The 26,436-nt window shown below is 67.3% G+C and carries 23 protein-coding genes and 1 riboswitch; of the genes, 9 read left to right on the top strand and 14 right to left on the bottom strand.

All coding sequences use genetic code 11. The annotated features are described in order from the left end of the window. Window positions 1–17 precede the first annotated feature (17 nt). Both PXJ20_RS27495 and PXJ20_RS27490 read right to left on the bottom strand, forming a co-directional pair. Entirely contained in the window at window positions 18–1,733 is a 1,716-nt protein-coding gene (locus PXJ20_RS27495; protein ID WP_421032523.1) for a S10 family peptidase, read from the bottom strand. A gap of 120 nt (window positions 1,734–1,853) precedes the next feature. Further along, window positions 1,854–3,416: a S53 family peptidase gene (locus PXJ20_RS27490; RefSeq protein WP_421032524.1), complete on the bottom strand. Its 1,563-nt coding sequence runs from the start codon at window positions 3,414–3,416 to the stop codon at window positions 1,854–1,856. A gap of 292 nt (window positions 3,417–3,708) precedes the next feature. On the opposite strand from PXJ20_RS27490, the gene PXJ20_RS27485 reads away from it, so the two are divergent. Next, a complete protein-coding gene (locus PXJ20_RS27485) occupies window positions 3,709–4,224 on the top strand; it encodes a DUF1993 domain-containing protein (RefSeq protein WP_017778295.1) in 516 nt (171 codons plus the stop codon). A 68-nt stretch (window positions 4,225–4,292) separates the two neighbouring features. On the opposite strand, the gene PXJ20_RS27480 is transcribed toward PXJ20_RS27485, so the two are convergent. Then, window positions 4,293–4,976: a LysE family translocator gene (locus tag PXJ20_RS27480; protein WP_421032525.1), complete on the bottom strand. Its 684-nt coding sequence runs from the start codon at window positions 4,974–4,976 to the stop codon at window positions 4,293–4,295. A 62-nt stretch (window positions 4,977–5,038) separates the two neighbouring features. Between PXJ20_RS27480 and PXJ20_RS27475 the strand changes: the two genes are divergently transcribed. The 4 genes from PXJ20_RS27475 (at window position 5,039) to PXJ20_RS27460 (ending at window position 8,636) form a co-directional block, all read left to right on the top strand. Next, on the top strand, window positions 5,039–5,596 hold the full coding sequence (locus PXJ20_RS27475) for an Lrp/AsnC family transcriptional regulator (protein ID WP_421032526.1): 558 nt from the start codon (window positions 5,039–5,041) through the stop codon (window positions 5,594–5,596). Between the two features lie 174 nt (window positions 5,597–5,770). Further along, the gene (locus PXJ20_RS27470) at window positions 5,771–6,004 is read left to right on the top strand and encodes a hypothetical protein (RefSeq protein WP_042303213.1); all 234 of its coding nucleotides are present in this window, start codon (window positions 5,771–5,773) and stop codon (window positions 6,002–6,004) included. A gap of 237 nt (window positions 6,005–6,241) precedes the next feature. Beyond that, window positions 6,242–7,276 (top strand): DUF72 domain-containing protein, encoded by a 1,035-nt coding sequence (locus PXJ20_RS27465; RefSeq protein ID WP_421032527.1) that lies wholly within the window; start codon window positions 6,242–6,244, stop codon window positions 7,274–7,276. A gap of 205 nt (window positions 7,277–7,481) precedes the next feature. Next, the gene (locus PXJ20_RS27460; RefSeq protein ID WP_421032528.1) at window positions 7,482–8,636 is read left to right on the top strand and encodes a methyl-accepting chemotaxis protein; all 1,155 of its coding nucleotides are present in this window, start codon (window positions 7,482–7,484) and stop codon (window positions 8,634–8,636) included. Window positions 8,637–8,673: 37 nt separating this feature from the next. Here the strand turns inward: PXJ20_RS27460 and PXJ20_RS27455 are convergent, their stop codons facing one another. The 9 genes from PXJ20_RS27455 to cbiE all read right to left on the bottom strand — a co-directional run bounded on the left by PXJ20_RS27455 (window position 8,674) and on the right by cbiE (window position 19,270). Continuing rightward, window positions 8,674–9,357: a Fe2+-dependent dioxygenase gene (locus tag PXJ20_RS27455; RefSeq protein WP_199541267.1), complete on the bottom strand. Its 684-nt coding sequence runs from the start codon at window positions 9,355–9,357 to the stop codon at window positions 8,674–8,676. 88 nt (window positions 9,358–9,445) lie between these two features. Further along, window positions 9,446–11,707, bottom strand: a complete 2,262-nt coding sequence (locus PXJ20_RS27450) for a TonB-dependent receptor (RefSeq protein WP_421032529.1) — start codon at window positions 11,705–11,707, stop codon at window positions 9,446–9,448. 355 nt (window positions 11,708–12,062) lie between these two features. Further along, complete coding sequence (locus PXJ20_RS27445; RefSeq protein ID WP_199541265.1) at window positions 12,063–12,431, bottom strand: hypothetical protein; 369 nt, start codon at window positions 12,429–12,431, stop codon at window positions 12,063–12,065. Window positions 12,432–12,809: 378 nt separating this feature from the next. After that, on the bottom strand, window positions 12,810–13,457 hold the full coding sequence (locus PXJ20_RS27440) for a DsbA family oxidoreductase (protein WP_017778286.1): 648 nt from the start codon (window positions 13,455–13,457) through the stop codon (window positions 12,810–12,812). Between the two features lie 110 nt (window positions 13,458–13,567). Continuing rightward, window positions 13,568–15,133, bottom strand: coding sequence for a methyl-accepting chemotaxis protein (locus PXJ20_RS27435; RefSeq protein WP_421032530.1), 1,566 nt, complete (start codon window positions 15,131–15,133; stop codon window positions 13,568–13,570). A 278-nt stretch (window positions 15,134–15,411) separates the two neighbouring features. Beyond that, window positions 15,412–16,152: a precorrin-4 C(11)-methyltransferase gene (gene cobM / locus PXJ20_RS27430; protein WP_421032531.1), complete on the bottom strand. Its 741-nt coding sequence runs from the start codon at window positions 16,150–16,152 to the stop codon at window positions 15,412–15,414. A gap of 27 nt (window positions 16,153–16,179) precedes the next feature. After that, a complete protein-coding gene (locus PXJ20_RS27425) occupies window positions 16,180–16,917 on the bottom strand; it encodes a cobalt-precorrin-6A reductase (protein WP_126879441.1) in 738 nt (245 codons plus the stop codon). Further along, window positions 16,914–18,017, bottom strand: a complete 1,104-nt coding sequence (locus PXJ20_RS27420) for a cobalt-precorrin-5B (C(1))-methyltransferase (protein ID WP_421032683.1) — start codon at window positions 18,015–18,017, stop codon at window positions 16,914–16,916. The genes PXJ20_RS27425 and PXJ20_RS27420 overlap by 4 nt, the downstream gene beginning before the upstream one ends. Beyond that, complete coding sequence (gene cbiE, locus PXJ20_RS27415) at window positions 18,017–19,270, bottom strand: precorrin-6y C5,15-methyltransferase (decarboxylating) subunit CbiE (RefSeq protein ID WP_421032684.1); 1,254 nt, start codon at window positions 19,268–19,270, stop codon at window positions 18,017–18,019. The genes PXJ20_RS27420 and cbiE overlap by 1 nt, the downstream gene beginning before the upstream one ends. A 98-nt stretch (window positions 19,271–19,368) precedes the next feature. Next, window positions 19,369–19,624: riboswitch (cobalamin riboswitch) on the top strand. 130 nt (window positions 19,625–19,754) lie between these two features. On the opposite strand from cbiE, the gene cobG reads away from it, so the two are divergent. The 4 genes from cobG to cobJ are packed head-to-tail and all read left to right on the top strand — an operon-like array spanning window position 19,755 to window position 24,556. Then, entirely contained in the window at window positions 19,755–21,269 is a 1,515-nt protein-coding gene (gene cobG / locus PXJ20_RS27410) for a precorrin-3B synthase (protein ID WP_421032532.1), read from the top strand. After that, entirely contained in the window at window positions 21,262–21,888 is a 627-nt protein-coding gene (locus tag PXJ20_RS27405) for a precorrin-8X methylmutase (RefSeq protein ID WP_421032533.1), read from the top strand. Before cobG ends, PXJ20_RS27405 begins: the two co-directional genes overlap by 8 nt. Next, window positions 21,885–22,643 carry a precorrin-2 C(20)-methyltransferase gene (locus PXJ20_RS27400; protein ID WP_421032534.1) on the top strand — a complete coding sequence of 253 codons (759 nt, stop codon included), beginning with the start codon at window positions 21,885–21,887 and terminating at the stop codon, window positions 22,641–22,643. Before PXJ20_RS27405 ends, PXJ20_RS27400 begins: the two co-directional genes overlap by 4 nt. Next, window positions 22,631–24,556, top strand: a complete 1,926-nt coding sequence (gene cobJ, locus PXJ20_RS27395; RefSeq protein ID WP_421032535.1) for a precorrin-3B C(17)-methyltransferase — start codon at window positions 22,631–22,633, stop codon at window positions 24,554–24,556. Before PXJ20_RS27400 ends, cobJ begins: the two co-directional genes overlap by 13 nt. A 66-nt stretch (window positions 24,557–24,622) precedes the next feature. Here cobJ and PXJ20_RS27390 read toward each other — a convergent pair whose 3' ends face one another. Together PXJ20_RS27390 and PXJ20_RS27385 are read right to left on the bottom strand one after the other, a co-directional pair. Continuing rightward, on the bottom strand, window positions 24,623–25,255 hold the full coding sequence (locus PXJ20_RS27390) for a vWA domain-containing protein (RefSeq protein ID WP_421032536.1): 633 nt from the start codon (window positions 25,253–25,255) through the stop codon (window positions 24,623–24,625). Between the two features lie 56 nt (window positions 25,256–25,311). Continuing rightward, on the bottom strand, window positions 25,312–26,430 hold the full coding sequence (locus PXJ20_RS27385) for an ATP-binding protein (RefSeq protein ID WP_421032685.1): 1,119 nt from the start codon (window positions 26,428–26,430) through the stop codon (window positions 25,312–25,314). Window positions 26,431–26,436 lie beyond the last annotated feature (6 nt).

The following is a 26,436-nucleotide window of genomic DNA, read 5'->3' as shown; positions in this document are numbered from 1 at the left end:
GCTTAACCGCGACGCCGCTAACTCGCCTTGCGTGCCTGGAGCGCCCGAATGCGGCCCACCGCCGCCGTGTCGGACACGGTTGCGTCGTACATCTTCGCGAGGTCAGCCTTGAGCGCGGTACGTGATCCGCCGTCCAGATAGACCATGTGCCCCGATGGGTAGAACCGCGCCGACAGGTTTTGCCGCACCGACTGGCTCACGAGCGGCATCTGCTGGAGATCGAGCACCGTCTGGTAGAACGGCGTGACGAAGTCGTAGAAGCCGTTTGCCGAAAGCACCTTGAGATCGACGTTGAGCGCCATCACGGCCGCGAGATCGCCCGCCGTATAAAGCACGATGTTGCCCTTCGAGTCCAGGCCCTTCTGTTCGCCCGTTGGGTCGATGTGGCTGAAGTCCCAGTTCAGGAACGCCTGGTCGTTCAGATCCGTGAACGACGAGTTCGACGTGTACTTGAGCTGCTCGTTCAGGTACTGGTTCCACATCGCGGTATAGACGCCGCTCACCGCCGTCATGGTCGGATCGTTGCCGCCCGAGTTCGGATCGATCTTGCCGGCAATGCCGGTATCGATAGCGGTGACGCGACCGTCATAGGCGCCCAGCGCCACGCCCTTCGACTTGAGCAACGTCGTCAGGAAGAGCGAATTGCCGCGGCTGTCGTAGGCTGCAACGTCGAGACTCCATGCAAGCAGCGTCGTCTTGTCGATGCCGGTGTACTCGGAGAGTTTTTCCACCGTGGCGTCGTCGGTGGACGGAAACTTGCGCAGAGCGGCGAGATAGTCGGTGCGCGCGAACTGCGCGACCTCTTCCACGAACGCACCCAGGTCCGTTGGTGTGGGCGCCACGCCGAGTTTGCGGTGATACCACGCGTCCGCTGCTGCCGTAGGCAGCGCACCCACCGGATTGCCCGCCTGTGTGTAGTCGAGGATCGACGACTGCAGCGTGACGCCGTTCAGATCCACGCCGTCCTCATGCAAGCGGTACGCGAGCACGCAACTGCGCGCCGTGCCGTACGACTCGCCGAACAGATACTTCGGCGAATTCCAGCGGTTGTTCTTCGTGAGGAACCGCTTGATGAACTGCTTGATGGAGTCGGCGTCTTTGTCCACGCCCCAGAAATCCCGGTTCTTGTGCGGCGCGATGGCTGCCGAATAGCCTGTGCCCACCGGGTTGATGAACACGAGGTCGCTCTTGTCCAACAGACTGTCTGGGTTGTCTTCGAGCTGATACGGCGCGGGCGGCGTGAAACCCGGCATCGAAGTCTTGATGCGCTTCGGCGCAAACGAGCCAAGCAGGACGAACACTGAAGACGAGCCCGGCCCGCCGTTATAGAAGAACGTGACGGGCCGCGCTTCCTCTTTCTGCCCGTCTTCGGTGAACGCCACATAAAAGATCCTGGCGTTCGGCAGCGAACTGCTCGGGTCGACCGTGACGAGATGGCCCGCCGTGGCCGTGTAGTTGATCTTCTTGCCGCCAATCACGATGGAATGCTTCGTAATGGCCGCGCTCTCGCTCGTATCCGTAACCGAATCGTCGGGACCGTTGCCGTAGGCGACGGGGTCGAAGAATGGCTGGTCGCCGCTGCGGTGCGCTGCCGGCGACGACGGCACCGGCGCCGGAGAAGGTGCCGCCAGTGCGGACGAAGCCGCGGAGGCTACCGACGCGCGCGATGCGGGCGACGCGTGGGAATTGTGGGACGACTGCACACTGCCGGAAGCTGAATCGGGGTTCGTCATGATCGCTCCATCGGATTCGTTATGCGTTTTCACGCCACGCGACCGCCCGGTGGCGAGCCGCGCCAGACGGAAACCGCCGGCAAGCCGGCGGCCCTTTCACCACACCACGTTCGCCAACGACTATAGAGCCGCGGCGATTTTCTGACCATTGGGGCTGCCAAGCCCCGTGCAGGCGTCCCAGCCCGGCGCCGCCTCGAAACTGCCGTTGTTGCCCTGGGTGATGTCGTTGCACACGCGTTGAGCCTTATACAGCTTCGGATTGATGAACCCGGCCGGCTGGCCCTTCGCTGCATTGATGCGCGCGATCAGTCCCGCCCACAACGGCGCCACGGCGCTCGTTCCGCCCACCACCGTTTGCGCGCCGTCCACCAGCACTTCATAGCCCGTTGCCGGCGATGCGTCTCCCGCAACATCGGGCACACCGCGACCGGAAAGCGCAATTTTCGAACCACCGGTTCGCGTTACGCTCAAGCCTTCCTGCCAGGCAGGGACCGGGAACGCCCCGCTCACCCCGCCACCGCCCGCGCCGCCTGAAGGTCCGTCGTTCCAGACGGTTTCGCTCGTCACCGACTGACCCGATGCCTGCACGCTCGTGCCGCCGCAGGCAAGCACATAAGGGCTCGACGCGGGAAAGTCGACGTGATCTGCGCCGTCGCTCACGCCGTCGCTCGATCCGCTGTCGCCCGATGCCACACATACCGTGACGCCCACCGCGACCGCGGCTTGCAGCACGTTGTTGAAGGCCTGCAGCGATTGCGCTGTCCACGCCGTTTCCGGTGCTCCCCAACTGATCGCGATGACGGATGGCTTGTGCGTGGTGTCGTGCACCGCACGGCTCACCGCGTCGACGAAGCCGGCATCGCTGTTCTGGGTGAAATAGACGGCGATGGTCGCGCCCGGCGCAACGGCGCCCGCGATCTCGATATCGAGCGCTACTTCGCCGTCGGGCCCGCCCGGGTCGCCTGTCGGCCGATTGCTGCCCTGGTCCACGCCCACGGCCACCACCTTCGGCGCCGGCACGCCGAGGCTCGAGAAATACTGCTGCAGGTCGGCGTTGCGATATCCGCCGCCCAGTTCGATAACGCCAATGCATTGGCCGGCGCCGTCGCCAGCCGGAAACTCGTAGAGCGCGGCCAACTGCGGCGGCGTGAACGACGCGGTTTCGCGCGCCTGGGCCGGCCGGAACGGGGGGCGGATACGAAAGTGCGGCCGCGCCTGCGGACGATTGTCCAGCCCGAGCACGGCGGTGACGACGCCGTGCAGATCGTCTGGCAAGTTGACCGGCCCGGTGCGCCCGCGATAGCGGCCGATGGTGTGATGCTCGTAATGCTGCAATTCGACGTCGAACGCCTTCTGGAATTCGGCAATCGTGCCCTTCAGTACGACGGTGCACGCGGCGGCGTCGGAACGGACGACGGCCAACCCATGCTGCGCCGCGAAAGCCTGCACCTTGGCAAGGTCGTCAGCGGGCGTGCCGAAGCGCTTCGCGAACTCTTCCCTCGAAAGCGGCTTCGCGTCCGGGGCGCCGGACTCCAGCTTCTGCATGAGCGCGTGGAACGCCGGTTCGTCCCGGCGACGCAGCATGACCACCACCTCGATTACCTCGGCCGGGTCGCAATGCCCAACCACCTTTGATCCTTCAGCAACTGCACGCTCACTTCCTGCCAGCGGATGTTTCGCCATGGTTTCGACACCTCCGGAATGCACGACGGTAGCCACGCGTTGCCCGCGCCGGGCACGGCCGCAGCACGCACGCTGCGACTCGAACCCGAGGGGAATTTCGTTTCAGTGGGATAGCGCAGAACCGTCCGACAAAACCATTCAAGCACAGTTCCTGCGCACCGGCACCTGTCCGTATGGCCGATGGCGACGCATTCAGAAGATGACGCATAATGGGCCGCCCGCAGCTTCCGGTGCGTCGCAGTGCGCAACCGGGCGAAGCGCGGCGCACACCATCGAAGAACGAGGAATTCCCATGTCCATTTCCATGTATCAAGCATCGGTGCCCGTGCTGCTGCACGGCTTGACCAACCTGCAAGCCATTCTCGGCAAAGGCGAAGCGCACGCGGCCGAAAAGCAGATCGATCCTTCGGTGTTCACGGGCGCACGCCTGTTCCCGGACATGCTGCCGCTCGCGCGCCAGATCCATATCGCGACCGACACCGCCAAAGGCTGTGCCGCGCGGTTGGCCGACGTGGAAGCGCCGCGCTACGAGGACGTCGAATTCACGTTCGACGAATTGCAGGCCCGCATCCAGAAGACGATCGATTACCTGAAGGAATTCAAGCCCGCGCAGATCGACGGCTCCGAAGAACGCACGATCACGCTCAAGATGCGCACCGGCCCCATCGAGTTCACGGGCATGAGCTATCTGCTGCACTTCGTGCTGCCCAATTTCTTCTTCCACGTGACCACGGCCTACGACATCCTCCGCCACAACGGTGTGGAACTGGGCAAGCTGGATTACCTCGGAGCAAAGCGGGGCGCTTGAAGATGTAGAAGGCGTTGGAGAGTGCCGCTGCGGCGGTCTCGATCGCCCAAATCGCCTCAACAATCGCCTCAATCGAGCGAGAGTCGCACCGCGAACCCGATCAGCGCAGCGGAAAATGCCCAGCGCTGCGCAGTCTGCGCGAGTGGATGCGCGCGGACCCAGTTCGCGATGCGTGCCGCCCCCAGCACGTAGAGGGCGTCGAAGCACGCGCCCATTGTGACCAGCACGACGCCCAGCTCCGTGACCTGAAACGCCACGGGGCCAGCGTCGGCACGCACGAACTGGGGCAATAGGACTGAGCAGAACAGCAGGGCCTTCGGGTTGAGCAGGTTCGTCAGCAGCCCCTTGACGAAGTCGACGCGCCGCGGCCGCTGCAGCGCCGCCGACACCGCGGCTGCGCTGGCCGCAGGCTGACGAGGCGTGGCCGCGCGACTATCGCCAGCTCCGGCCCCCGGCAACGCAAACACGGGCGAACGGAATATCTGCACGGCGACCCATGCCAGATAAACCGCGCCCGCATACCGCACCACCTCGTAGAGCCAGGGTGCGTTGTGAAGCAGCGCGGCCACGCCGCACGCAGACAGCGTCACATGCGTCGCGCGCGCCGTGCCCAGGCCGGCTGCGGCCGCGAGGCCGCTGCGCACGCCTCGTCCGATACTGGTTTGCAGGATCAAGGCCATGTCGGGGCCCGGCAAGGCATAGACAACGATCAGTGCGGCAACGAAGACGACCAGAAGGTGAGTGGAAACCATCGCAGAAAACCCCGGCAGGAACCCGTTTTGTCGGGCTCTATCTTGCTATCGCCACACGAGGGATGTCTGGCGACTTTCATTCCGTGACCGGCTTCGCCTGGAGGAATACGCTAACATCCACACTTAATTTCGAGAATTCCATTTTCGCCGTGAACAACCCCGAACTCGACAGGATTGACCGCGCCATCCTCTCCGCCGTACAGGCGGATGGCCGCATCCCGAACGCGCGCCTCGCCGAAACGGTGGGGCTCAGCGAGACGCCCTGTGCGCGGCGTCTGAAACGACTCGAACAGGAAGGCTATATCGAGCGGTATCGGGCCATGCTCTCGCGCGAAGCGCTCGGGCTCGGTGTGGTGGCGTTCGTGTACGTGCGCTTTGCCGTCCACGACCGCGCGCTCGCCGACCGCTTCGAACGCGAGGTGTTGGCCATTCCCCGCATCCTGTCGTGTCATAACGTCTCGGGCAGTGCCGATTACATCCTGCAGGTCGTTGCCCGCGACCTGGACGACTACGGTACGTTCATGCGCGACGAGCTTCGCTGCCTGCCGGGCGTGACGTCCGTGGAATCTTCGCTGTCGCTGCGCGAAGTGAAGGCCAACGGCGGACTGCCCGTGCCGTGAGCAGCACGGATTGGCGGGCGCGCCGCAGAGACCTTGCCGCCCTGCGGGCGGATCTCGTCGTCGCTCGCACCGTCGCCTTCCGCAGCGCGCCGCACGCCCGATCCACTCCGATCCACGGTCCCGCCGAACGCGAGCCGTTTTTCCCGAATCTGATTTGAACCTGACGGAGCATCCATGACACCCGAAGAAGCACGAGCCGAAGAAACCCGCGCAATGGACCGTGTGCTCGCGGCGACGCAGCGCGTCCACACCACCTTTGCCGCCCTTCAGTCCCAGTTTCCGCCCAAGGGCGACGGACGCCCGTCGCAACTCGCCTTGCAGACGTTCGACGCCGCGCTGGAGGAGCTCGAAGAAGCCCAGGCAGCGTTCGACGAATTGCTGAACGACCTGCTTGACGGGAACCGCTGACCGGCATACCTGCCCACCCCGGTCGCTTGCCAGCCGGCGAAGCACGATGGATCGAGCAGGCAGGTGACCGGAACCGATTCGGAGGTGCCCTGCGGGACAGACCGTTAGTTGCGAACAAACATTCGGGACGTCACGCCCCAATGCGCTCGCTCGCCAGCGAAACACCATCCGCGTTCACGCTGTCTCACCCGATATCCGGCGCCGGCGCGCCGCGATAAGGGAAACAAGGGGGACGGCATGAAAACCATCCGCATCGGCATTTCGGGTTGGCGCTATGCGCCCTGGCGCGGCGTGTTCTATCCGCCCGGGCTGCGGCAGGCGCAGGAACTGCACTACGCCGCGCAGGCGTTGCCCACCATCGAGATCAACGGGTCGTTCTACAGCCTGATGCGCCCGTCCGATTACGCCGGGTTCTACGAGCAGACGCCGCCCGGCTTCGTCTTCGCCGTCAAGGCGCCGCGCTTCTTGACGCATCGGTTGCGCCTCAAGAACATCGAAGCCGCGTTTGGCAACTTCCTCGCATCGGGCGTCTTCCAACTCAAGGAAAAACTCGGCGTCTTGCTCTGGCAGTTTCCGGGCTCGTTTCGGTTCGACGCCGAGCGCTTCGAGCACTTCTTCGCCCTGCTGCCGCGCGACACGCAAGCGGCGCTCGACTTCGCACGCGAGCATCACGACGAGCGCGTCGCCGGCCGCTCGACTCTGGCTATCGACCGCAAGCGGCCGCTGCGCCACGCCATCGAGATCCGACACGAAAGCTTCCTCTGCGAAGCCTTCGTCGATCTGCTGCGCCGCCATCGCATCGCACTCGTGTTCGCGCATTCCGCCGGCAAGTGGCCCTATGCCGAAGACGTGACGAGCGACTTCGTCTATCTGCGGCTGCATGGCAGCGAGCAGATGTACCACGGCGCCTATCCCGACGACGCCCTCGCCCATTGGGCCGAACGGATCGCGGCCTGGCATGCGGGCGCGGAGCCCGCGGACGCCCGGCGCATCGGCCGCCCGGCACCGAAGCCGCGCGGCCAACGCGATGTCTTCTGCTATTTCGACAACGACGTGAAGGTGCGCGCACCGTTCGACGCGCGCCGCCTGATGACCCGCCTCGGGCTCGACGCGCACCTCCCGCCCCTGCCCGAATACGAAGGCAAAGCACCCCGCACGGGCAGCCGCCCGCCATCGCCGGCAAGCGACCGGGAAAGCAGACCCGAAAGCAGCCCAAAAACCGGTCCAAAGACGGGCCCAGAAAGCGCCCCGCCAAGCCGCCGCGCGAATTGACTAAACGATCGCTTATGCATCGCCCGAAAAAACGCTGCAAGTCTGTTGCACGCTTCGCGTAAACCCCCGTGAATCGCCGTCCCCCGCCTTGCCGTAATAACGCGTAGATGCTGGCCGGCCGCGGAATGGAACATCGCGCCGATGCCGCACGCGCCACCCGAGCCGCGTGCCTGGCAGCCTTTATAGAAGCGTGACCGAGGTGACTGTGATCCGACTCTCCAATTTCCGTCTCACGACGCGTATTTCCGCGGGCTTCGCCGCAATGATCCTGCTCGTGCTCTGCGCGAGCGGCGCCGCGCTATGGGCGGTGCAACTCGCCAGCTCGGAGCACGCCGCGGGCACCGCCACAAGCACAGCGGCGAGCGCGCTCGTGCCGGTGGTGATCGTGTCGTCGGGGCTGGCGGTCGCGGTGGGCGTGATGCTGGGCTGGGGCATCCGGCGCGCCATCAAGACGCCGGTCGAGGGCGTGGTGGCGACCGTGGGCCGTATTGCGGGCGGCGATCTGGCGACGAAGATCGAATCGGCCGGTCGCGACGAAATCGCGTGGCTCAACTACGAACTCAACATGATGCGCAAGAAGCTCCAGTCGACCATCGCCGAAGTGCGACAGTCCGCGGAAACGGTGGCGCAGGCCTCGTGCGAGATCGCCGCCGGCAACAACGACTTGAGCACGCGCACCGAGCAGCAGGCACTGAGCCTGCAGCGCACCGCGCATTCCATCGCCGCGCTCACGGACGCCGTGAAGAACAACGCCGAACACGCCGCGCAGGCCAACGATCTGGTCGCCTCCGCGAGCGAAGTGGCCACCGAAGGCGGGCGCACGATGAGCGAAGTCGTCGCGACGATGGGCGAGATCAACACGAGCGCGACGAAGATCGGCGACATCATCAGCGTGATCGACAGCATCGCGTTCCAGACCAACATCCTCGCGCTCAACGCCGCGGTGGAAGCCGCCCGCGCCGGCGAGCAGGGCCGCGGCTTCGCCGTGGTCGCAACCGAGGTGCGCGCGCTCGCGCAGCGCAGTGCCACGGCGGCCAAGGAGATCAACGAGCTCATCAGCCGCTCCGTGGAGCGCATCGAAACGGGTGTGCGGCTCGTGGACGTGGCCGGCCGCACCATGGAAGAGATCGTGAAGAGCGTGAAGCAGGCCGAGCAGATCATGGGCGAGATCAGCACGGCCACGACCGCGCAGCGCACCGGCATCGAGCAGATTCACACCGAGATCGCGCAGATCGATAACGCCACGCAGCAGAACGCGGCGCTCGTCGAGCAGGCGTCGGCGGCGGCCGGGTCGCTGCAGGAACAGTCGCAAACGCTGGCCGAAGCCGTGAAGATCTTTCAGGTGAAGAAAGCCGGATAACGCAGGCGGCCGCCCGTCTAGTCCTACCGGTTCAGGCCTACGTCTCGCTCCAGAGTCGCAGCAGGTTGTGATAACAGCCGACGAGGCTGCGGCGCGCCGCGTCGTCGGCGCCTGTTGCATTGAGGCGCTGGATCGCCGTGTCCATGTCGAACAGCAGCGCGCGCTGCGTGTCGCTGCGCACGAGGCTTTGCACCCAGAAGAAACTCGCGAGCCGCGTGCCGCGCGTGACCGGCGTCACCTGATGCAGGCTCGTTGCGGGATACACCACCATGTGCCCGGCCGGCAGCTTGACCTGGTGCACGCCGTAGGTGTCTTCGATCACGAGTTCGCCGCCGTCGTATTCGTCGGGATCGCAGAGGAAGAGCGTCGCCGAAACGTCGGTGCGCAGCTTCACGCCGTTCGGCAGTACGCGCACCGCGCCGTCGACGTGACTGCCGAACGTCATCCCGCTCTCGTAGCGATTGAAAAGCGGCGGATACACCTGATTCGGCAGCGCCGCGCTGATGAAGAGCGGATTGCACTCGATGGCGCCCACGATCACGTCGCCCAGTTCGCGCGCCACCGGCGAATGCTCGGCGATCTGCTGGTTGCGCTTCACGGGCGCGCCCTGATAACCGGCTGTCGCGCGGCCATCCACCCACGCGTCGCCTGCGCCTTCCAGACGCTCGCGCACGTAGCGCACCTGGTCGGCGGTCAAAACATCGGGAATGGGCAGCAGCATGGGTGGACCTTCGATACAGATTGAATGACGCCCGCCGCGTTCAGAGGCGAGCTTGAAAGCGCGTTCAAAACCGGCTTCAGGACCGGCTTCAGAACCGGTAATTCGCCGTCGCCAGCAGCGTGCGCCCAATGCCCGGCACCGACCGGCCCCCGTCCGACTGAATCAGCGCGTCGTAGTAGCGCTTGTTCGTCAGATTCAGCACGTTCAACTGCACGTCGTAGCGCTTCGTGTGATAACCCGCCATCGCGTCCCAGCGCGTATAGCCGCCCACCTCGACGAGATTCGTGTTGGCCGCATAGCGCGCGGACATGTAGGTCGGACCGCCGCCGATCTGCCAGTGCGGCGTGATCGCATAGGTGCTCCACAGCGTCAGCGTGTTGCGCGGCGTATTGGCCGGCACGTGGCCCTGGGTGCCGTCGCGTGCGGAGACGATGCGCGCGTCCATGTACGTGTAACCCGCGAAGATCTGCCAGCGCTCCGTGAGGCGGCCCGTCGCGCTCGCCTGGAAACCGTTCACGCGCACGTCGCCGTCGAGCGTGTATTCCGTCGACGACACCTGGGTTCGCGCGTTGCGCTTTTCCTGCTGGAACAGCGCCGAGGTTACCGAGAGGTTGCCGTTCAGCAGATCCCACTTGCTGCCCACTTCGAACGAACGCGTCGTTTCGGGCGGCAGGTTCTGCGTGAGATTCGTGACCGTGAGCGCTTCCAGCGACGGATCGAACGACGTGCCGTACGACGCGTAATACGACTGCCAGTCGCTCGGCTGCCAGATCACGCCGCCGCGCACGCTCGTGTAGTTGTTGGTCTGCGCGGCATAGGCCGGCGCGTTGATGGTGTTCGAGATATGCGCCTGGTAGCGGTCCCAGCGCAGCCCGCCCACCACCTTCCAGTGCTGGCCGAGCGAGACCGTGTCGTTGACGTAGGTCCCAATCGAATTCGCCGACGACGACGCGTAGTTTCCCTTCGTCGTGGTCACGCCGGCCGGATCGGACAGATAGACCGGATCGATCAGCGACACCACCGGCAGGTTGCCGCGCGTGTAGGCCTGGTTCGAGTACGTCTCGTGGCCCAGTTCGACGCCCGCGATCAGGTCGTGCGCAACGGGACCGGTCGTGAATTTGTACTGCGCCATCGTGTCGTTGTAGATGGCGTGGTTCTGGATCACGCGGTCGTGGCTTTGCAGCTTCACGTACAACTGGCTCAGCGGAATCTGCGTGTAGTTGCCGTTCGAGAGCGCGGTGCTCGTGGCGAGCGGCCCCGTGAGCACCGCCTGCGGCGCGGTTTCGCGCGCGTCCGTCATGGAGTGCGAAATCTGCGTGCGGTTGGTGATCGTGAAGTGGTCGTTGAAGCGGTGCTTGATGCTCGCGTTGAACGTCTGCACGTCCTGGATCGTGCGGTCCGACGTGATGCCGTAATACGTGTTCCGCGAAACCGGCGCGGGATGGCCGTTGAGCGGCGGCACGCCGTAGTCGGGCTGATCGTAGTTGTGCTGGATGAGCGCGGACAGCGTGATCTCGGTGGGCGTGCCGATACCGAAGCGCGCTTCGGGCGCAAAACCGTAGTCCTTGTTGTGCATCTCGTCGCGGCTCGAGCCGAGCGACTGGCCGAACGCATTGAGCCGGATCGCCGACGTATCCGTGAGCGGCCGGTTCACGTCGACTGCGGTGCGGTAGCGGTCGTCGGTGCCGATCATCGTGGAAATTTCCGCCGAAGGTGTGAGATTCGCCTTCTTCGTGACCTGGTTGATGACGCCGCCCGTGGAGCCGCGGCCGAACAGCATCGACGAAGGCCCGTACAGCACTTCCACGGCTTCCAGGTCGAACGTGTCGCGATAGTACTGGTTGCGGTCGCGAAAGCCGTCCAGATAGATGTCGTTTTGCGCCGTGAAGCCGCGCAGGTTCACGTTGTTGCCGATCTGCCCGCCCTCCGCGCCGCCGATCGTCACGCCCGGCGCGTTGCGCAGCGCGTCCTGAAACGACGTGGCGGCCTGTGAGTTGAGCAGCGCCTTGTTGATGACGGTAACGGTCTGAGGAATGTCCCGCAGCGACGTGGGCGTCTTCGCGCCCACGGTCGCGCGGTCGGCCTGGAAGTCCTGCTGGTCGGTGGCACTGGACACCACGACAGCAGGCAAAGTGCCTTCGCTGGCAAGCTGGGTGCTGCCCTTCGCGTGGGCGCTGGCCGTATTGGTGGTGCTGGTGGCGCTAGCGGTGCTGGTAGTGCTGCGCGTCCCGCTGGCGCCGGCAGGCGCCGCAGCAGCGGATGCGGATGAGGTTTGAGCGGACGCGTGCGTGGCGGCCGATGTGACGCACAGCAGTGCCATCGCTGTGGCCAGCGGCTTCTTGTCGAACATGGAATCCCCGTCGAAGATGAACACGCGCCAACCGGTCGAACGAAACCGGGGGCGGCGCGATGCTGGCTGGCGGGGCGACCTTTACGCGCGGAGCGAAGGTGCGAGGCTGGCTACGATTAGTTTTGCGTTGCGATCATCGGACGATGCGCGGCATGTCGCCACGCATCCAGATGCGAATCGTTATCATTACACGCGTTTCAAAATCTTTCAAGCCTTCGGCTGGTGCTCGACGAAAACGAGGCCACGGCGGAACGGCGGCAATGCGCCTTCACGGCGTCGAGCCTTCGAGCCTTCACGGATTCAAGCCTTCAAGCCGATCTTCGGCAAACCGCGCCGGCAACCCGCACGCAGCCCCCTACCGTGCCGCGTCGCGCGTAGTCTGCTGCACGGGCGGCAGCGCGGAAAGCGAGGACGAGCAGGCCTGCAGCGCCGCCATCGCTTTTCGCGCGACGGCCAGCGTTTCCTGGCACACGAGCGGGCGCACCGAGTGCGGACAGCCGCCGTCCGCATCGATTCGAGCCAGCGCGTCGCGCACTTTGCCGAGTGCCGCCTCGGGCGAACCGGCGTCCTTGACGAGGTGGGCAATGTCGAATGCGCTGCCCGAAGGCAGTTCGACGTAAGCGGGGCATGCCGATTTGGCGAAGGCGTCCGTCACCGGCATGGCAACGAGGAAAACGGCCGCGCACCAGACTGGAACGCGCGACCCGTCGGGAATGTCTTGCATGATTCGCCGCTCCCGTCCGTGATGCCCGGCCCGACGGGCCGGCGCACGCGCCGCAGAGGCCGACGGCGCAAACCCTGGCGGCCGGCGGCAAGGCCTGACCGCAGCCCACTGCGCTCCGGCGAAGGGTCCACGCCGAAGCGAGCCATGCTCAATGCATTCTAAGAGACCGTGCCGACAATTCAACGTCGCGACGGACGCTTTGTGCGGTGACGCACTCTGCAAAGCGCTTTGCAGTGCGTTTGCAGACGGTCTGCAAACGCTTTGAAGACATCTCGCGCCGTGCTCGCCACATGGGCGCAAGAGCCGCATTTGTCGTACCCGACAGGGCACGCAGAGCGCTGGAGACCCGCCGCAGATCACGGCCGCTTCACAACCCCATCAAGCCTGCGCCTCCGCCAGCACCTGCCGCACCACCTGCTCGAACGCTTCCACCGGCTGGCCGCCTGTCACGAGATAGCGGCCGTTGAAAATGATGGACGGCACCGACTGAATGCCCATCGACTGGTACTGCGCTTCTTCCGCGCGCACCTCGTCGGCGTAGGCGCCGCTTTGCAGCACCTGGCGCGCCGCGTCGGCGTCGAGCCCTACCGATCGCGCCGCCTCCACCAGCACTTCGTGATCGCTCGGGTCTTTGCCTTCGCCGTGATAGGCGCGCAGCAGCGCGAGCTTGAGCGGCAACTGCTTACCTTCGATGCCGGCCCAGTGCAACAGCCGGTGCCCGTCGAAGGTGTTGTAGACGCGCGTGCGCGGACCGAAGGTGAAGCCCACGCTCTCGCCGCGCTCGCCGATCATCGTCTGGGTCTCGGCGATCTGCTCGGGCGTACGGCCATATTTCTTGCCGAGATAGTCCACAATGGCCTCGCCGCCCGGGCCCATCTGCGGATTCAGTTCGAAGGGATGCATCACGACCTGCGCGTCCACCTCGTTGCCCAGGCGTGCGAGCGCAAGTTGAAGCGAAGAAAGGCCGACGGCGCACCACGGGCACGCGATATCGGAGACGAAATCGATTCTGAGCGGTTGGGTCATTGCGTTCCTGAAAGCGATAGCGGTTGCGGCCGCGCCCTGTGCGCAGCGTGAGGCGCACAGGTTAACCGGAATCGCCGCAGGCCGCAGAACGCGGCCGTGCACCTATGCGCTCACGCCATCGCCTCGTCCCGCACGTTGAACTGCGCGACGGCCTCATAGAGCCGCGCGCTCTGCGCTTCCAGCGAGAGCGCCGCCGCCGATGCTTCCTCCACGAGCGCCGCGTTGCGCTGCATCGTCTGCTCCATCTGCGTCACGGTGGCGTTCACCTGTTCGATGCCGGCGGACTGTTCGTCGGAGGCGAGGCTGATCTCGTTCATGATCGTGTTCACGCGCGCCACCGCATCGACGAGCGCGCTCATCGTCGAGCCCGCCTGTGTGACGAGCTTGCTGCCGTCCTCCACCCGCTGCGTCGAGTCGCCGATCAGTTCCTTGATCTCCTTGGCCGCCGATGCACAGCGCTGCGCGAGCCCGCGCACTTCGGCTGCGACCACGGCGAAGCCCCGGCCCTGCTCGCCCGCGCGCGCCGCCTCCACCGCGGCGTTGAGCGCGAGGATGTTGGTCTGGAACGCGATGCTTTCGATCACGCTCACGATGCCCGCGATCTTCGACGCGCTCTCCGAAATCGAGCCCATCGTCAATACGGCGCGCTGCATGGCATCGCCGCCGCGCGAGGCGAGATCTGCGGCGCCCGCGGCATGGCTGCGCGCGTCGCGCGCGTTGTCGGCGTTCTGGCGCACCGCCGCCGTCAGTTGCTCGACGCTCGCGGCCGCTTGCTGGAGCGAAACCGCCTGCTGTTCCGTGCGAGCGGAAAGGTCGACGTTGCCGCTCGCAATCGCGCGCACGTCGCCCACGATGGTGTGTGCGCTCGTGCGCACCTGCAGCACCGTCTTCGCGAGCCCCGTCTGCATCTGCTTCAGGGCGTCGAGCAGGTACGCCATCTCGTTTCGGCGCGTCGCCACCACTTGAGCGGTGAGGTCACCCTGCGCGATCTTCTGGAAGTGATCCACCGCGAGATGAATGGGCCCCACCACCGCCTTTGCGAGCGCGCGCTGCGCCACCACGCCGATCACGAGCGCGAAGAGCGCCACGGCCGCCATGCCGCCCACGAGCTTGCGCAGGCGCGCATCCGCCGCTTCGTAGCGGGCTTTTTCACGCGCCACCTGGAAGTCTTCGAGCGCGCCGATGGCCTGCTGGTAGGACGCGAAAAGCGCGGGCGGCATCTCGCGCTGGGTCTGGAGAAAATTGAACGTGTCGTCCTGATCGAGCTGCGCGAGCGCCTTCGTGACCACCTGATCGAGCAGCGCCTGGCGGTGTTGCTGCAGCGTGGCGACGAGCGCCTGTTCCGCCGCGTCGGCCGCATGCAGGCGTGTGTAGGCGTCGAGTTCCGCATTGCTTTGCGCGAGCAGTTCATGCAGCCGTGCAATCGCCTCTTTCGCCGGTTGCCCCGCGCTCAGCATCTGCCCCACGTCGCCCAGCGCGCCGCGCAGCACGAGCATGCGTTCGGAACTGGTTTTCAGATGCAGCAGCGCGGCCGTATCGTCGCGATACATGGCTTCGAGCGAGGCGTTGCCCGCATAGAGCCCGGCGATGCAGGCGCCCACGACGAGCATGAGCAGGACGGTATAGCCGCCGATGGTCGCGGCCAGCCCGCCGCGGATGGTGAGTTGTTTTCGCATGACGTGCCCTGAAGCGCCAGCCGGCGCATGTCGGCTGGGCGCGGGATACCCCGGTTCGGATGAACGAGCTGCGTGTGGCGCCCGGCAATCGAACGAAGAATCGAACACGTGTCGAACGCGTGCCGAACGATTGATCGCGGGGCCCAATCGGGATGACGTCAGAACACGTCACGAAATTTTGCGCGCATCCGACATGGATATGACGAATTGCGCCAGCGGCGCACGGGCCGGGCTCAGTCAGATGCGTTGGCGAGATGCGTTGGCGCCCTGCCCAACCTTCATTGACCGGCGGCCAGCGCCCTGGCATAGAGCGACGAATCGGCGAAACCTTCCGCAGCCAGCACGCGGCCCACGAGAATCAGCGCCGTGCGTTCGATGTCGGTCTGCCCGACTTTCCCCGCGATGTCGGCGAGCGTGCCCGTCACGCGTTCCTCGTCCGGCCAGCTCGCGCGGTAGATCACCGCGACGGGGCAGTCCGCGCCGTAGTGGGGCAGCAGTTCGTCGACGATGCGCGCCATGTGACGCACGCCCAGATGAATCGCCAGGGTGGACCGATGACGCGCGAGGTCGCCTAGTTGCTCGCCCTCGGGCATCGCGGTCTTCGTTGCATAGCGCGTGAGAATCAGCGTCTGCGAGATGCCGGGTAACGTGAGTTCGCAGCCGAGCGCCGCCGCGCACGCCGCCGTCGCCGTCACGCCCGGCACGATTTCGTAGGGAATGCCAAGCGCGCGAATGCGGCGAATCTGCTCGCCGATCGCGCCATAGAGCGACGGGTCGCCCGAATGCACGCGCGCCACGTGCTGCCCGTTTCGATGCGCCTCGGCGAGCAGCGCGACGATCGTATCGAGATCGAGATCCGCCGTATTGACCACGCGTTCAGCCGTGTTGCCCGCGAGCACGGCGGGCGGCACGAGCGACCCCGCATACAGGATCACGGGACAACTGCGCACGAGCCGCTGCCCCTTGACCGTGATGAGTTCGGGGTCGCCTGGCCCCGCACCGATGAAGTACACCGTCATTCGTTCGCTCCGTGATGATTCGTCGGATTACCGCCGGTGCGCGGCGCGCCATGCACGGATGGCGTCGAGCAGCGCAGCTGCGTCGTCGAACGCGCGATCCGCTTCGGGCAGCGTGGGCCGCTGCAGCAGGATCACCGGCAAGCCGCGTTCGCGCGCCACGTCGAGCTTCGCTTCGGTCGCGACGCCACCGCTGTTCTTGCTGACCACGACGTCGGTGCCGCACTCGTCGAACAACGCGCGCTCGCCTTCCAACGTGAACGGACCGCGCGCGCCGATCACGCGGCAACGCGCGTTGCCGGCGTGCGCGTCGAGGCAGCGCACGGTCCAGTATTGATGCGCGGGAATTTCGTCGAGACGCGCGAGCGGCTCGCGCCCCGAGGTGAAGAGCGGCCGCGCGAACGGCGCGAGCGCCGCCATCAGTTCGGACCAGTTGCGCACGAAACGCCAGTCGTCGTGCGGCCCCGGCTGCCATGCGGAACGCCGCAGCGCCCAGCACGGCACGCGAGCCGTGCGGCACGCCGCGACCGCGTGCCCGCTGATGTTCGCCGCATACGGATGCGTCGCATCGACCACGAGGTCCATGCGCTGCTCGCGCAGATACCGCGCGAGCCCGTCGCTGCCGCCGAAGCCGCCCACGCGCACCTGGCATGCCAGATCGCCGGGCACCTTGCCGAGTCCCACGAGGCTATAGACGTCGTCGCGCGCCAGACCTCGCGCGATCCTGAGCGCGTCGCCCGTTCCGCCGAGCAGTAACAGGCGCTTCATCGTGCTTCGCCGACGAAGCAGCCCTCGCGGTTGATGGCGAACATTTCCACGGCAACTTCGGGCGGCACGATGCCGCGCGCCACCTCGAGCGCCTCGCGACACACGATATCCCCCAGCGCGATGCCCTCTGCCTGCGCAAGCGCGAGCGCCTGCTGGCTCGTGTTGGACGCGCGCATCGCGGCCTGCAGTTCGTCGCTCGCGCCGTGTTCGGCGGCCCATTGCGCGAGCAGCGGCAAATCGATGCTCGACTGCCGGCTGTGTAGATCGAGGTGCCCGGCGGCGAGCTTGCTCAACTTGCCGAATCCACCGCACAGGCTGAGCCGGGCGACGGGCGCGCGACGCAGATGCTTGAGCACGGCGCCCGCGAAGTCGCCCATTTCGATCAGCGCCATGTCGGGCAGGCCGTAGTGGCGACGCATGGCGTCTTCGCTCGCGTTGCCCGTGCAGGCGGCGATGTGCGTGATGCCGTTGGCGCGCGCCACGTCGATACCCTGATGGATCGACGCGATGTAGGCCGAGCACGAGAACGGCCGCACGATGCCCGTGGTGCCGAGAATCGAGAGCCCGCCCACGATGCCGAGCCGCGGGTTCATGGTCTTGAGCGCGAGAGCCTCGCCGCCTTCCACGCCGATCGCCACCTCGAAGCCGCCCGTGTACGCATACTGCGCCGCGAGTTGCGCGAGGTGGTCGCGCATCATCTGGCGCGGCACGGGATTGATCGCAGGTTCGCCGACGGGCACGACGAGCCCGGCGCGCGTCACGGTGCCCACGCCGGGCGCCGCGTGAAAGCGCACGCCGGGTTCCGTGCTCAATCGCACGCGCGCGAAGACCACTGCGCCGTGCGTGACGTCGGGGTCGTCGCCGGCATCTTTCACGGTGCCGGCTTCGGCACCCTCGGCGCCATCATGACCGTTCACGAAGCGGCAGTACTTGAGCTTCATCGCAACGTGCTGCCCCTTCGGCAAGACGATTTCAGCCACATCACCTGTCTCGCCGCCCAGCAGCAGACGCGCCGCCGCGAGCGACGTTGCCGTCGCACAGCTTCCCGTGGTGTAGCCGCTGCGCAGTGGCCGCGGCGTTTCAGACGTTTCGTCGCGCATCATCGTTGCTCGCCGTTGCGAGCGGTCGCGCCGCCATCGTCGGGCGAAGGCTTCGTGACTTCGTAGAGCGTGACCGGCAGCGCCGGCCGCCATGTGTCGAAGCCACCCAGCGGCAGCGCCTCGTTGAGTGCGATGCGCGTGAGTGTGCCGCCGCAACGGTCGCGCCACGCCACGAGCGCAGCATCGCCCTGCAACGTCACCGCGTTGGCCACGAGCCGGCCGCCTTCCCGCAGGTTCGACCAGCACGCCTCCAGCACGCCGGGCACGGTCACGCCGCCGCCGATGAACACGGCATCGGGTGCCGGCAAGCCAGCCAGCGCATCGGGCGCACGGCCCGCCACCAGCACGAGCCCGGGCACGCCGAGCGCGTCGCGATTGTGCTCGATGAAACGCTGACGGTCCGCATCGGCTTCGATAGCAAGGGCACGACATGCGGGATGCGCGCGCATCCATTCGATACCGATCGAGCCGCTGCCCGCGCCCACGTCCCAGAGCAGTTCGCCGGGACGCGGCGCGAGACGCGCGAGTGTGATGGCGCGCACGTCGCGCCTGGTGAGTTGGCCGTCGTTGAGAAAAGCGTCGTCGGGAAGACCGCAGGTGAGCGGCAACGAACGCGCGTGCGTGGCCTCGCATGCGAGGGCTACGACGTTGAGCGCGGCCACGTCCTTTGCTTCGTCGGTCTGCCAGGCGGTTGCGCGCGTGTCGATGCGCCGTTCGCGATCTCCGCCCAGATGCTCGAACACGTGCATGCGCGTGGCACCGAACCCGCGCTCGCACAGCAGCGCCGCGATGGCGGCCGGCGAGCCGCCGTCGCGGCTCAGCACGAAGATGCGCGCGCCGTCGTGAAGATTTGCATTCAGTGCCGCAAGCGGGCGGCCCACCAGCGACACCACCGCCACTTCCTGCAACGCCCACCCGAGCCGCGCCGCCGCGAGCGAAAGCGACGACGGCGCCGGCAGCACGCGCCATTCGTCGGCGGGCAATGCCCGCGCGAGCGTAGCGCCTACGCCGTACAGCATGGGATCGCCGCTCGCGAGCACGCACACCGGCTTGCCGCGACGCGCGAGCACCGGCGCAATGTCAAACGGCGAGGGCCAGGGCTCGCGTTGCGCCCCAATGCGCGCGGGCAGCATGGCGAGGTGCCGCTCGCCACCCACCACCACATCTGCTTCGAGCAACGCGCGCCGCGCGGCCCGGCCGAGCCCGGCAAACCCGTCTTCCCCTACCCCCACCACCGTCAGCCAGGCCGGCATCGCATCGTTTCCTTTGAGCTTGATCAGTGCCGCCTCGCCTTCGCTTGTTCGGGCTTCCATGCGGCCTCGCCACGGGGTCGTGCCCGTCGCAAAAAAGAGGATAATACCGCCTCGCCGGTGCCCTACGGGGCTGAAAAGGGAACACAGCAAAGCTGTGGCTGCCCCCGCAACTGTGAGCAGAAAGTCCGCGCCGCCACGCGCCACTGGACGATCGGGCAAGCCAGCCGATCCACCGGGAAGGCCAGCACGGACGCCGGGTCGCACATGGTGTTCAGCGCGTTTTTTCGTGCGTCGTCCATGAGGCAACCCGGCAAGCTGCGAGCCAGGAGACCTGCCGGCAAGAACGTTCGTGCAAGCCAACACCGGGCGGGGTGCACCGGTGCAGCGTGCTCTCCTCGCCACGCAGGGAGCGCACCTGGCCGCAGCGCGACGCCTGATTCTTCGTTGAGCCTTCTCACCGATTTCACTGAACGAGCGCTGCGCATTGAGCCACGATTTCTCTCTTTCGCTTCGGCCTTCCGCCTGTCCCGCGCTTACGCGCATCGTGAACGCACGCGACGGCGGGTTGTGCCGCATCAAGCTGCCCGGCGGCGAACTGCTCGCCGCGCAGGCCGTCGCGATTGCCGAGGCGGCCAGCGAACACGCGTCCGGCGTGATCGAACTGACGAACCGGTCCAACGTGCAACTACGCGGCGTGCGGGCGGGTCACGAGGCCGCGTTGATCGCGCGACTGCTCGCGGCGGGGCTCGGGCCGCGGCAACTGCCGGGCGCGTCGCCCTTTGCGTCTGACGCGTCATGCAACGCACCGTCGTTGACCCCGCGCCTCGCTGCCGCCGACGACGTGCGCAACGTGATGGTGAGTCCCACCGCGGGCCGCGATGCCGGCGCGCTCATCGACACGCGTCCGCTCGCCGCGCAACTGCTCGCGCTGCTGGAAGGCGAGCCGCGTTTCGCGGCGCTCTCGCCGAAGTTCGCGTTGCTGCTCGACGGTGGCGAGCAGCTCGCGGCGCTCGATCATCCGCACGACATCTGGCTCTCGGCCATCGCGCCCGAGCAACATGCCGACGAAACGTGGTTCGCGTTCGGCCTCGCGGGCAAGCCTTCGTGCACGCAGCGCTGCGCACTGGCCGCCGTGCAGACGGCCAACGTGCCCGCGCTGGTTCGCGCGCTGCTCACGCTCTTTCTCGACCTCGCCGGCCCCGACGACACGCGCATGCGCCACCTCGTCGCCACCCACGGCGAGGCCGCGCTGCTCGAACACCTGGCATGCCGTATCGATTTTCCGTTGCGCCGTGACGCCGCCGTCGACGCGTGGCGCCGCCAGCCGGCCGATGCATCGCTGCGATTCGGCGCGCATCGGCAACGCGATGGCGAACGCTGGTACGTGGGGGCCCAGCCGCCGCTCGGTCGGCTCGATGCGCCCGCGCTGCACGAACTCGCGCGGCTGACCGAACAGGTCGCCGCAAAGCACGGCCGCGCGACGCTGCGCGCCACACCGTGGCAAGGCCTGCTGCTGCCCGACCTCGAAGCGGCCGCGCTAGCGCAGGTCGAACGTGGGCTGGATGCACTCGGACTGATTCAGGACGCGCGGCATCCGCTCGCAAGGCTCGTCGCGTGCGCCGGCTCACCGGGCTGTGTGAAGGCGCATGCCGACACGAAAGCCGATGCCCTCGTGCTCGCGCCGCACCTACCTGCGGACATGAACGTGGAAGTCCACCTCAGCGGCTGCGTGCGCTCGTGCGCCGCCGCGCACTGCGCGCCCTATACGCTGCTGGCGGTGGAACCGGGACGCTACGACGTCTATCGGCGCATCGAGCAGGCGGCCGCGCAAGCGCCTTCCGATGAAAACGAAGCTCTTGACCTGGCCTTGCGCCCCGAAAACCCGCGCTTCGAACACCCGCGCTTCGGCGAACGCCTCGCTGCCCACCTCACCCTCGACGAGGCTGCCCGCGTGCTTCACGCGGCACGCCCGGACGCCGGAGTTTCTTCCCATGCTTGATTACGTCCGCGACGGCCAGGCCATCTACCGCGAGTCTTTCGCGACGATACGCGCCGAGGCCGATCTCTCCCGCATCCCGCCCGACCTCGAAAAGCTCGCGGTGCGCGTGATCCACGCGTGCGGCATGGTCGATGTCGTCGATGCGCTCAAGTTTTCGCCGGGCGCCGGCACGGCGGGGCGCGAGGCACTCAAGCGCGGCGCCCCGATTCTCTGCGACGCCCGCATGGTGGCCGAAGGCGTCACGCGCGCGCGGTTGCCCGCGGCGAACCCGGTGCTCTGCACGCTCGGCGACCCGGCCGTGCCGCAGTTGGCACGCGAGCTTGGCAACACGCGCTCGGCGGCGGCGCTCGAACTCTGGCGGCCTCATCTGGAAGGCAGCGTGGTCGCCATCGGCAATGCGCCCACGGCGCTCTTCCATCTGCTCGACATGCTCGACGCGGGCGCGCCGCGGCCCGCGCTGATTCTCGGCTTTCCGGTGGGGTTCGTGGGCGCCGCCGAATCGAAAGCAATGCTCGCCGCCGACAGCCGCGGCGTGCCCTACGTGATCGTGGCAGGCCGGCGCGGCGGCAGTGCGATGGCCGCGGCCGCCGTGAACGCGCTCGCCTCGGAGGCTGAATGACGACGCAGAGGACAACGCAGCAGACAACGCAGCGCGGACGACTCTACGGCATCGGCGTCGGCCCAGGCGACCCCGAACTGCTCACGCTCAAGGCGCTGCGTTTGCTCAAGGCCGCACCCGTGGTCGCGTATTTCGTCGCGAAGGGCAAGAAGGGCAACGCGTTCAGCATCGTCGAAGCGCACCTCGCCCACGAGCAGATCCAGTTGCCCCTCATCTACCCCGTAACGACCGAAACGCTTGCGCCACCGCTGTCGTACGAAGCCATCATCGCGGACTTCTACGACACGGCCGCCGCCGTGGTGAGCGCGCATCTGGATGCGGGCCGCGACGTGGCCGTGATCTGCGAAGGCGACCCGTTCTTCTACGGCTCGTACATGTACCTGCACGACCGCCTCGCGCCCCACTTCGACGTAGACGTGGTGCCCGGCGTCTGTTCGATGCTGGGCGGCGCGGCGGTGCTGGGCGCGCCGCTCGTCTATCGCAACCAGAGCCTTTCGGTGCTCTCCGGCGTGCTGCCCGAAGACGAACTACGCCGCAGGCTCAAGGACGCCGATGCGGCCGTCGTCATGAAACTGGGCCGGAACTTCGAAAAGGTGCGGCGCGTGCTGGATGAACTGGGTCTCGCGAGCCGTGCGCTCTACGTGGAGCGCGCCACGATGGCGAACCAGCGCATCGTGCCGCTCGCCGACGTGGACCCCATGGCGTCGCCGTATTTTTCGCTGCTCGTCGTGCCGGGGGAAAAATGGCAAGGGTAAGCGCACCGCCCGCGATCGTCGTGCTGGGGCCGGGGGCGCTCGACACCGCGCGACGCATTCAGGCGAGCTACGCGGGCGCGCAACTGCACGGGCTGCACGCGCGCGTGGATGCGGACGTGGCGTTCACCGAACTCGGCGTCCATCTGCGCACGCTCTATGCGCAGGGCACGCCCATCGTGGCGCTGTGCGCGGCGGGCATCGTGATTCGCAGCCTCGCGCCCGCGCTGGCGAACAAGGGCACCGAGCCGCCCGTGCTTGCCGTGGCCGAAGACGGCAGCGCCGTCGTGCCGCTGCTGGGCGGACTTGCGGGCGTCAACGTGATAGCGCGCGAGATCGCCGCGACGCTCGGCGTAGCGCCCGCCATCACGACGAGCGGCGAACTGCGCTTCGGCACCTGCCTGCTCAATCCACCCGAAGGCTACGCGCTCGCGAGCCTCGAACAAGGCAAGCGTTTCGTCTCCGATCTGCTGGCGGGCGAGCATGCGCGCATCGAAGGCGAAGCACCGTGGCTCGACGGCGTGCCGTTGCCGGTGGACGCATCCGCGCGGCTCACGATCCGCGTGACGGCCGAGGCATCGGACGAACGGCGCGATGAACTCGTGGTGCATCCGAAGAGTGTGGTGGCGGCCGTAGGGGATTTGAACGCGCCGGATGGCGCGCATACGGCCTGCAACGATGGCGCAGCGAAGAACGGCGCGCACGACCTGACGGCGAAGAACAGCACGAGCGGCGAAGAGAACAATCTGGACGGGACCGACCACTCAATCGCAGCACCCGGCCTCAACAGCCGTTCCGGTTCCGATGGCGAACCCGACTCGACCGGCACGCCAATCACCAAGGCCGCCTCCCTCGTGCACCGCGTTCACGAGGCGCTGCGCGCGCAAGGTTTGGCACCGCTTGCGCTCGCCGCATTGCTCGCGCCTGAAGAGCGCATGGACGACAACGCCCTCGAAGAAGCGGCGCGCTCATTGGGCGTGCCGCTGCGGTTTAGCGCCGCCGGTGACGCAACGGAGCAAGGCAACGCGCCCCACGAGCGCGCCGGACACCTGCTCCGCACAGCGTTGCGCGTGCCTCACGAAATCCATACGCACCACAACGGCATTGCCCTCGCCGTCGCGTCGCGGCCCGTTGCGGCGGCTCTGCCGGGCGAGGCGCGCGGACGCGTGACGGTGGTGGGTCTGGGCCCCGGCAGCGCCGAACTGATGGTGCCGGCCGCACGCACGGCGCTCCATGAGGCCACCGACATCCTCGGCTATGCGACCTACGTGAACATGGCCGGCCCGTTCCGCGACGATCAGCGCGTGCATCCCACCGACAACCGCGAAGAGCTTCAGCGCGCGCGCCACGCCTTCGCGCTCGCGAGCGAGGGGCGGCGCGTCGCGATCGTCTCGTCCGGCGACCCCGGTGTGTTCGCGATGGCAGCCGCCGTGCTCGAAGCGCTCGATACCGCCGACCACCCGCGCTGGCGCAAGGTGGCGCTCGCCATCGTGCCGGGCGTTTCGGCGGCGATGGCCACCGCGGCGCAGGCAGGCGCGCCGCTGGGCCACGACTTCTGCATGCTCTCGCTCTCGGACAACCTCAAGCCCTGGCGCATCATCGAGCAACGGCTGCGCCACGCCGCCGAGGCCGATCTGGTGATGGCGTTCTACAACCCGATCTCCCGCGCGCGGCCCTGGCAGCTCGACCGCGCGCTCGACATCGTGCGCGGCTACCGCGCGCCGCAGACGCGCGTGGTGCTGGGCCGCGACATCGGCCGGCCCGGCGCCACGCTCGTCACGACGACGCTGGGCGCCTTGCGCGCCGATCAGGTGGACATGCGCACGATGGTGATCGTCGGATCGTCGACCACGCGCGGCGTGGCGGGCGGCCCCCACGGCGAGTGGATTTATACGCCGCGGTGGTATGAGGCGTAAGGGCGGGTTGGCGCGCCGGCTTTTTTCAGTCGTGACCGGTCTGCCGCGCCCTGCTCGCCGCTCACCTCATCCGGTCAGCGCTTCCGCCCGCACCCACTCCGCGTCCCACGCCTGCGCGAGCCGGCCGCACACCTGAAGCGCCGGCACCTCGCGCTCGAAGTCCACGAACACGATGCGATCGGCCCAGGCCGGCTTCGCGGGGCGTTCGCTGCTGCGGCCGTCGGTGAGAATCCAGAGCGCGCGGTGCTGTGCCGGTTGTCTGCGCGCGGCACGCTGAAGCACCTGGCCCGCTGTGCGCAGACCGAGCGCGAAAGGCGTTCCGCCTCCGCCGCCCACCGGCGCGAGCCATCGTTCGTTCCACCAGCGCGGCACGCCCGGACCGAAGCGCACGTCAGCGCGCACACCGCCGAAAGAGACCAGCGCCACCTCGACGCGTGCCCGCGCCGCGGAATCGAAGCAGCGCACCAGCAGGCCCTTGGCGAGCGCGAGACGTTCGCCGCCCAGCATCGACGCCGAGCAGTCCAGCACGAAGCAATGCAACTCGCCGCGCTCCGCGGTTTGGCGCACGTAGCGCAGATGGTCCGCGCGCAGCGGCGCGTTGCGCTTGCGCGCGAAGGTGGCGGGCCACGCGATGCGCGTGCTGCCGCCCGTGCCGATGCTCGTGCGAGATCCGCCATCGCGCCGTGCGCTCACGCCCACTTCACCCGGCCATCGGAATCCGCTGCGCGAGTCAGCGGCGGCGCCTTTCCGATGGCTCAGCGTTTTTTTACGGACAGCGGGATCACGCCCTTCACGTTGGCGATGCCCGTGTGCTCGGGCGCAAGGTAACCCCAGTCGCGCTCGCCGCCCGGGCTCGGCGTTCCGGCATCGGGTTGCGCCGCTGCCGCGTGCGGCGGCGATCCATGACGAACGTCGCCGCCTTCTGTGGAACGGCCTTTCTCTTCGTGAGCGGCGCCAGCCGTGTCACCTCGCGGTGCAGACGACGAGCCAGGCGATGCAGCCCGCTCGCCGCGTTGCCCGCCCTCCTCCTCGCGTCGCCGATGCCGCAACACCGCGGGCGCCACGCGGTCCACGTGTACGGTCGTGATGGCCGTGGCGCGCGCCAGCGCGGCCAGCGCGCGGGCTGCACGCAACATGACGAGGTCGGCACGCAAGCCGTCCACGCCGGCTTCGATGCAACGCGCGCTCACGTCGGCGTGAATCGCGTCGTCGAAGGCGAGCGCGGGCAGCGCTTCACGTGCCTCGCGGATGCGTTGCGCCACGGCTTGCTGCTCGTCGGCATAGGCGCGGCAAAACGCATCGGGATCCGCGTCGAATGCGAGCCGCGTCTTCACGATTTGCTGCCGCGCGGCCACATCGAAGCAGTTGTCGAGTTCGACCATGAGCCCGAAGCGGTCCAGCAGCTGCGGGCGCAGTTCGCCCTCTTCCGGGTTCATGGTGCCGATCAGCACGAAGCGCGCCGCGTGGCTGTGCGACACGCCGTCGCGCTCCACCACGTTCACGCCGCTTGCGGCGGCGTCGAGCACGGCGTCCACGAGCGCGTCGTCGAGCAGGTTCACCTCGTCCACGTACAACACGCCGTGATGCGCCTGCGCGAGCAAGCCTGGCGAAAACGTGACGCTGCCGCCGCGCAGCGCTTCGTTCAGGTCGAGCGAGCCCACGAGCCGCTCCTGGGTCGCGCCGAGCGGCAGCGTGACGAAGCGGCCCTCGGGCAGCAGTTCGGCCAGCGAGCGCGCCGCCGTCGATTTCGCCGTGCCGCGCGGCCCGCTCACCAGCACGCCGCCCACGCCGGGGTCCACGGCGGCGAGCAACAGCGCTTCGCGCAACGCGGTCTGGCCGACGAGGGCACTGAACGGATAAGACCGCGGCAACATGCCGGG

This window comes from Paraburkholderia sp. A1RI_3L, from assembly GCF_048957895.1.
GTDB lineage: Bacteria > Pseudomonadota > Gammaproteobacteria > Burkholderiales > Burkholderiaceae > Paraburkholderia > Paraburkholderia kururiensis.
This window is presented reverse-complemented; position numbering and strand designations above follow the sequence as displayed.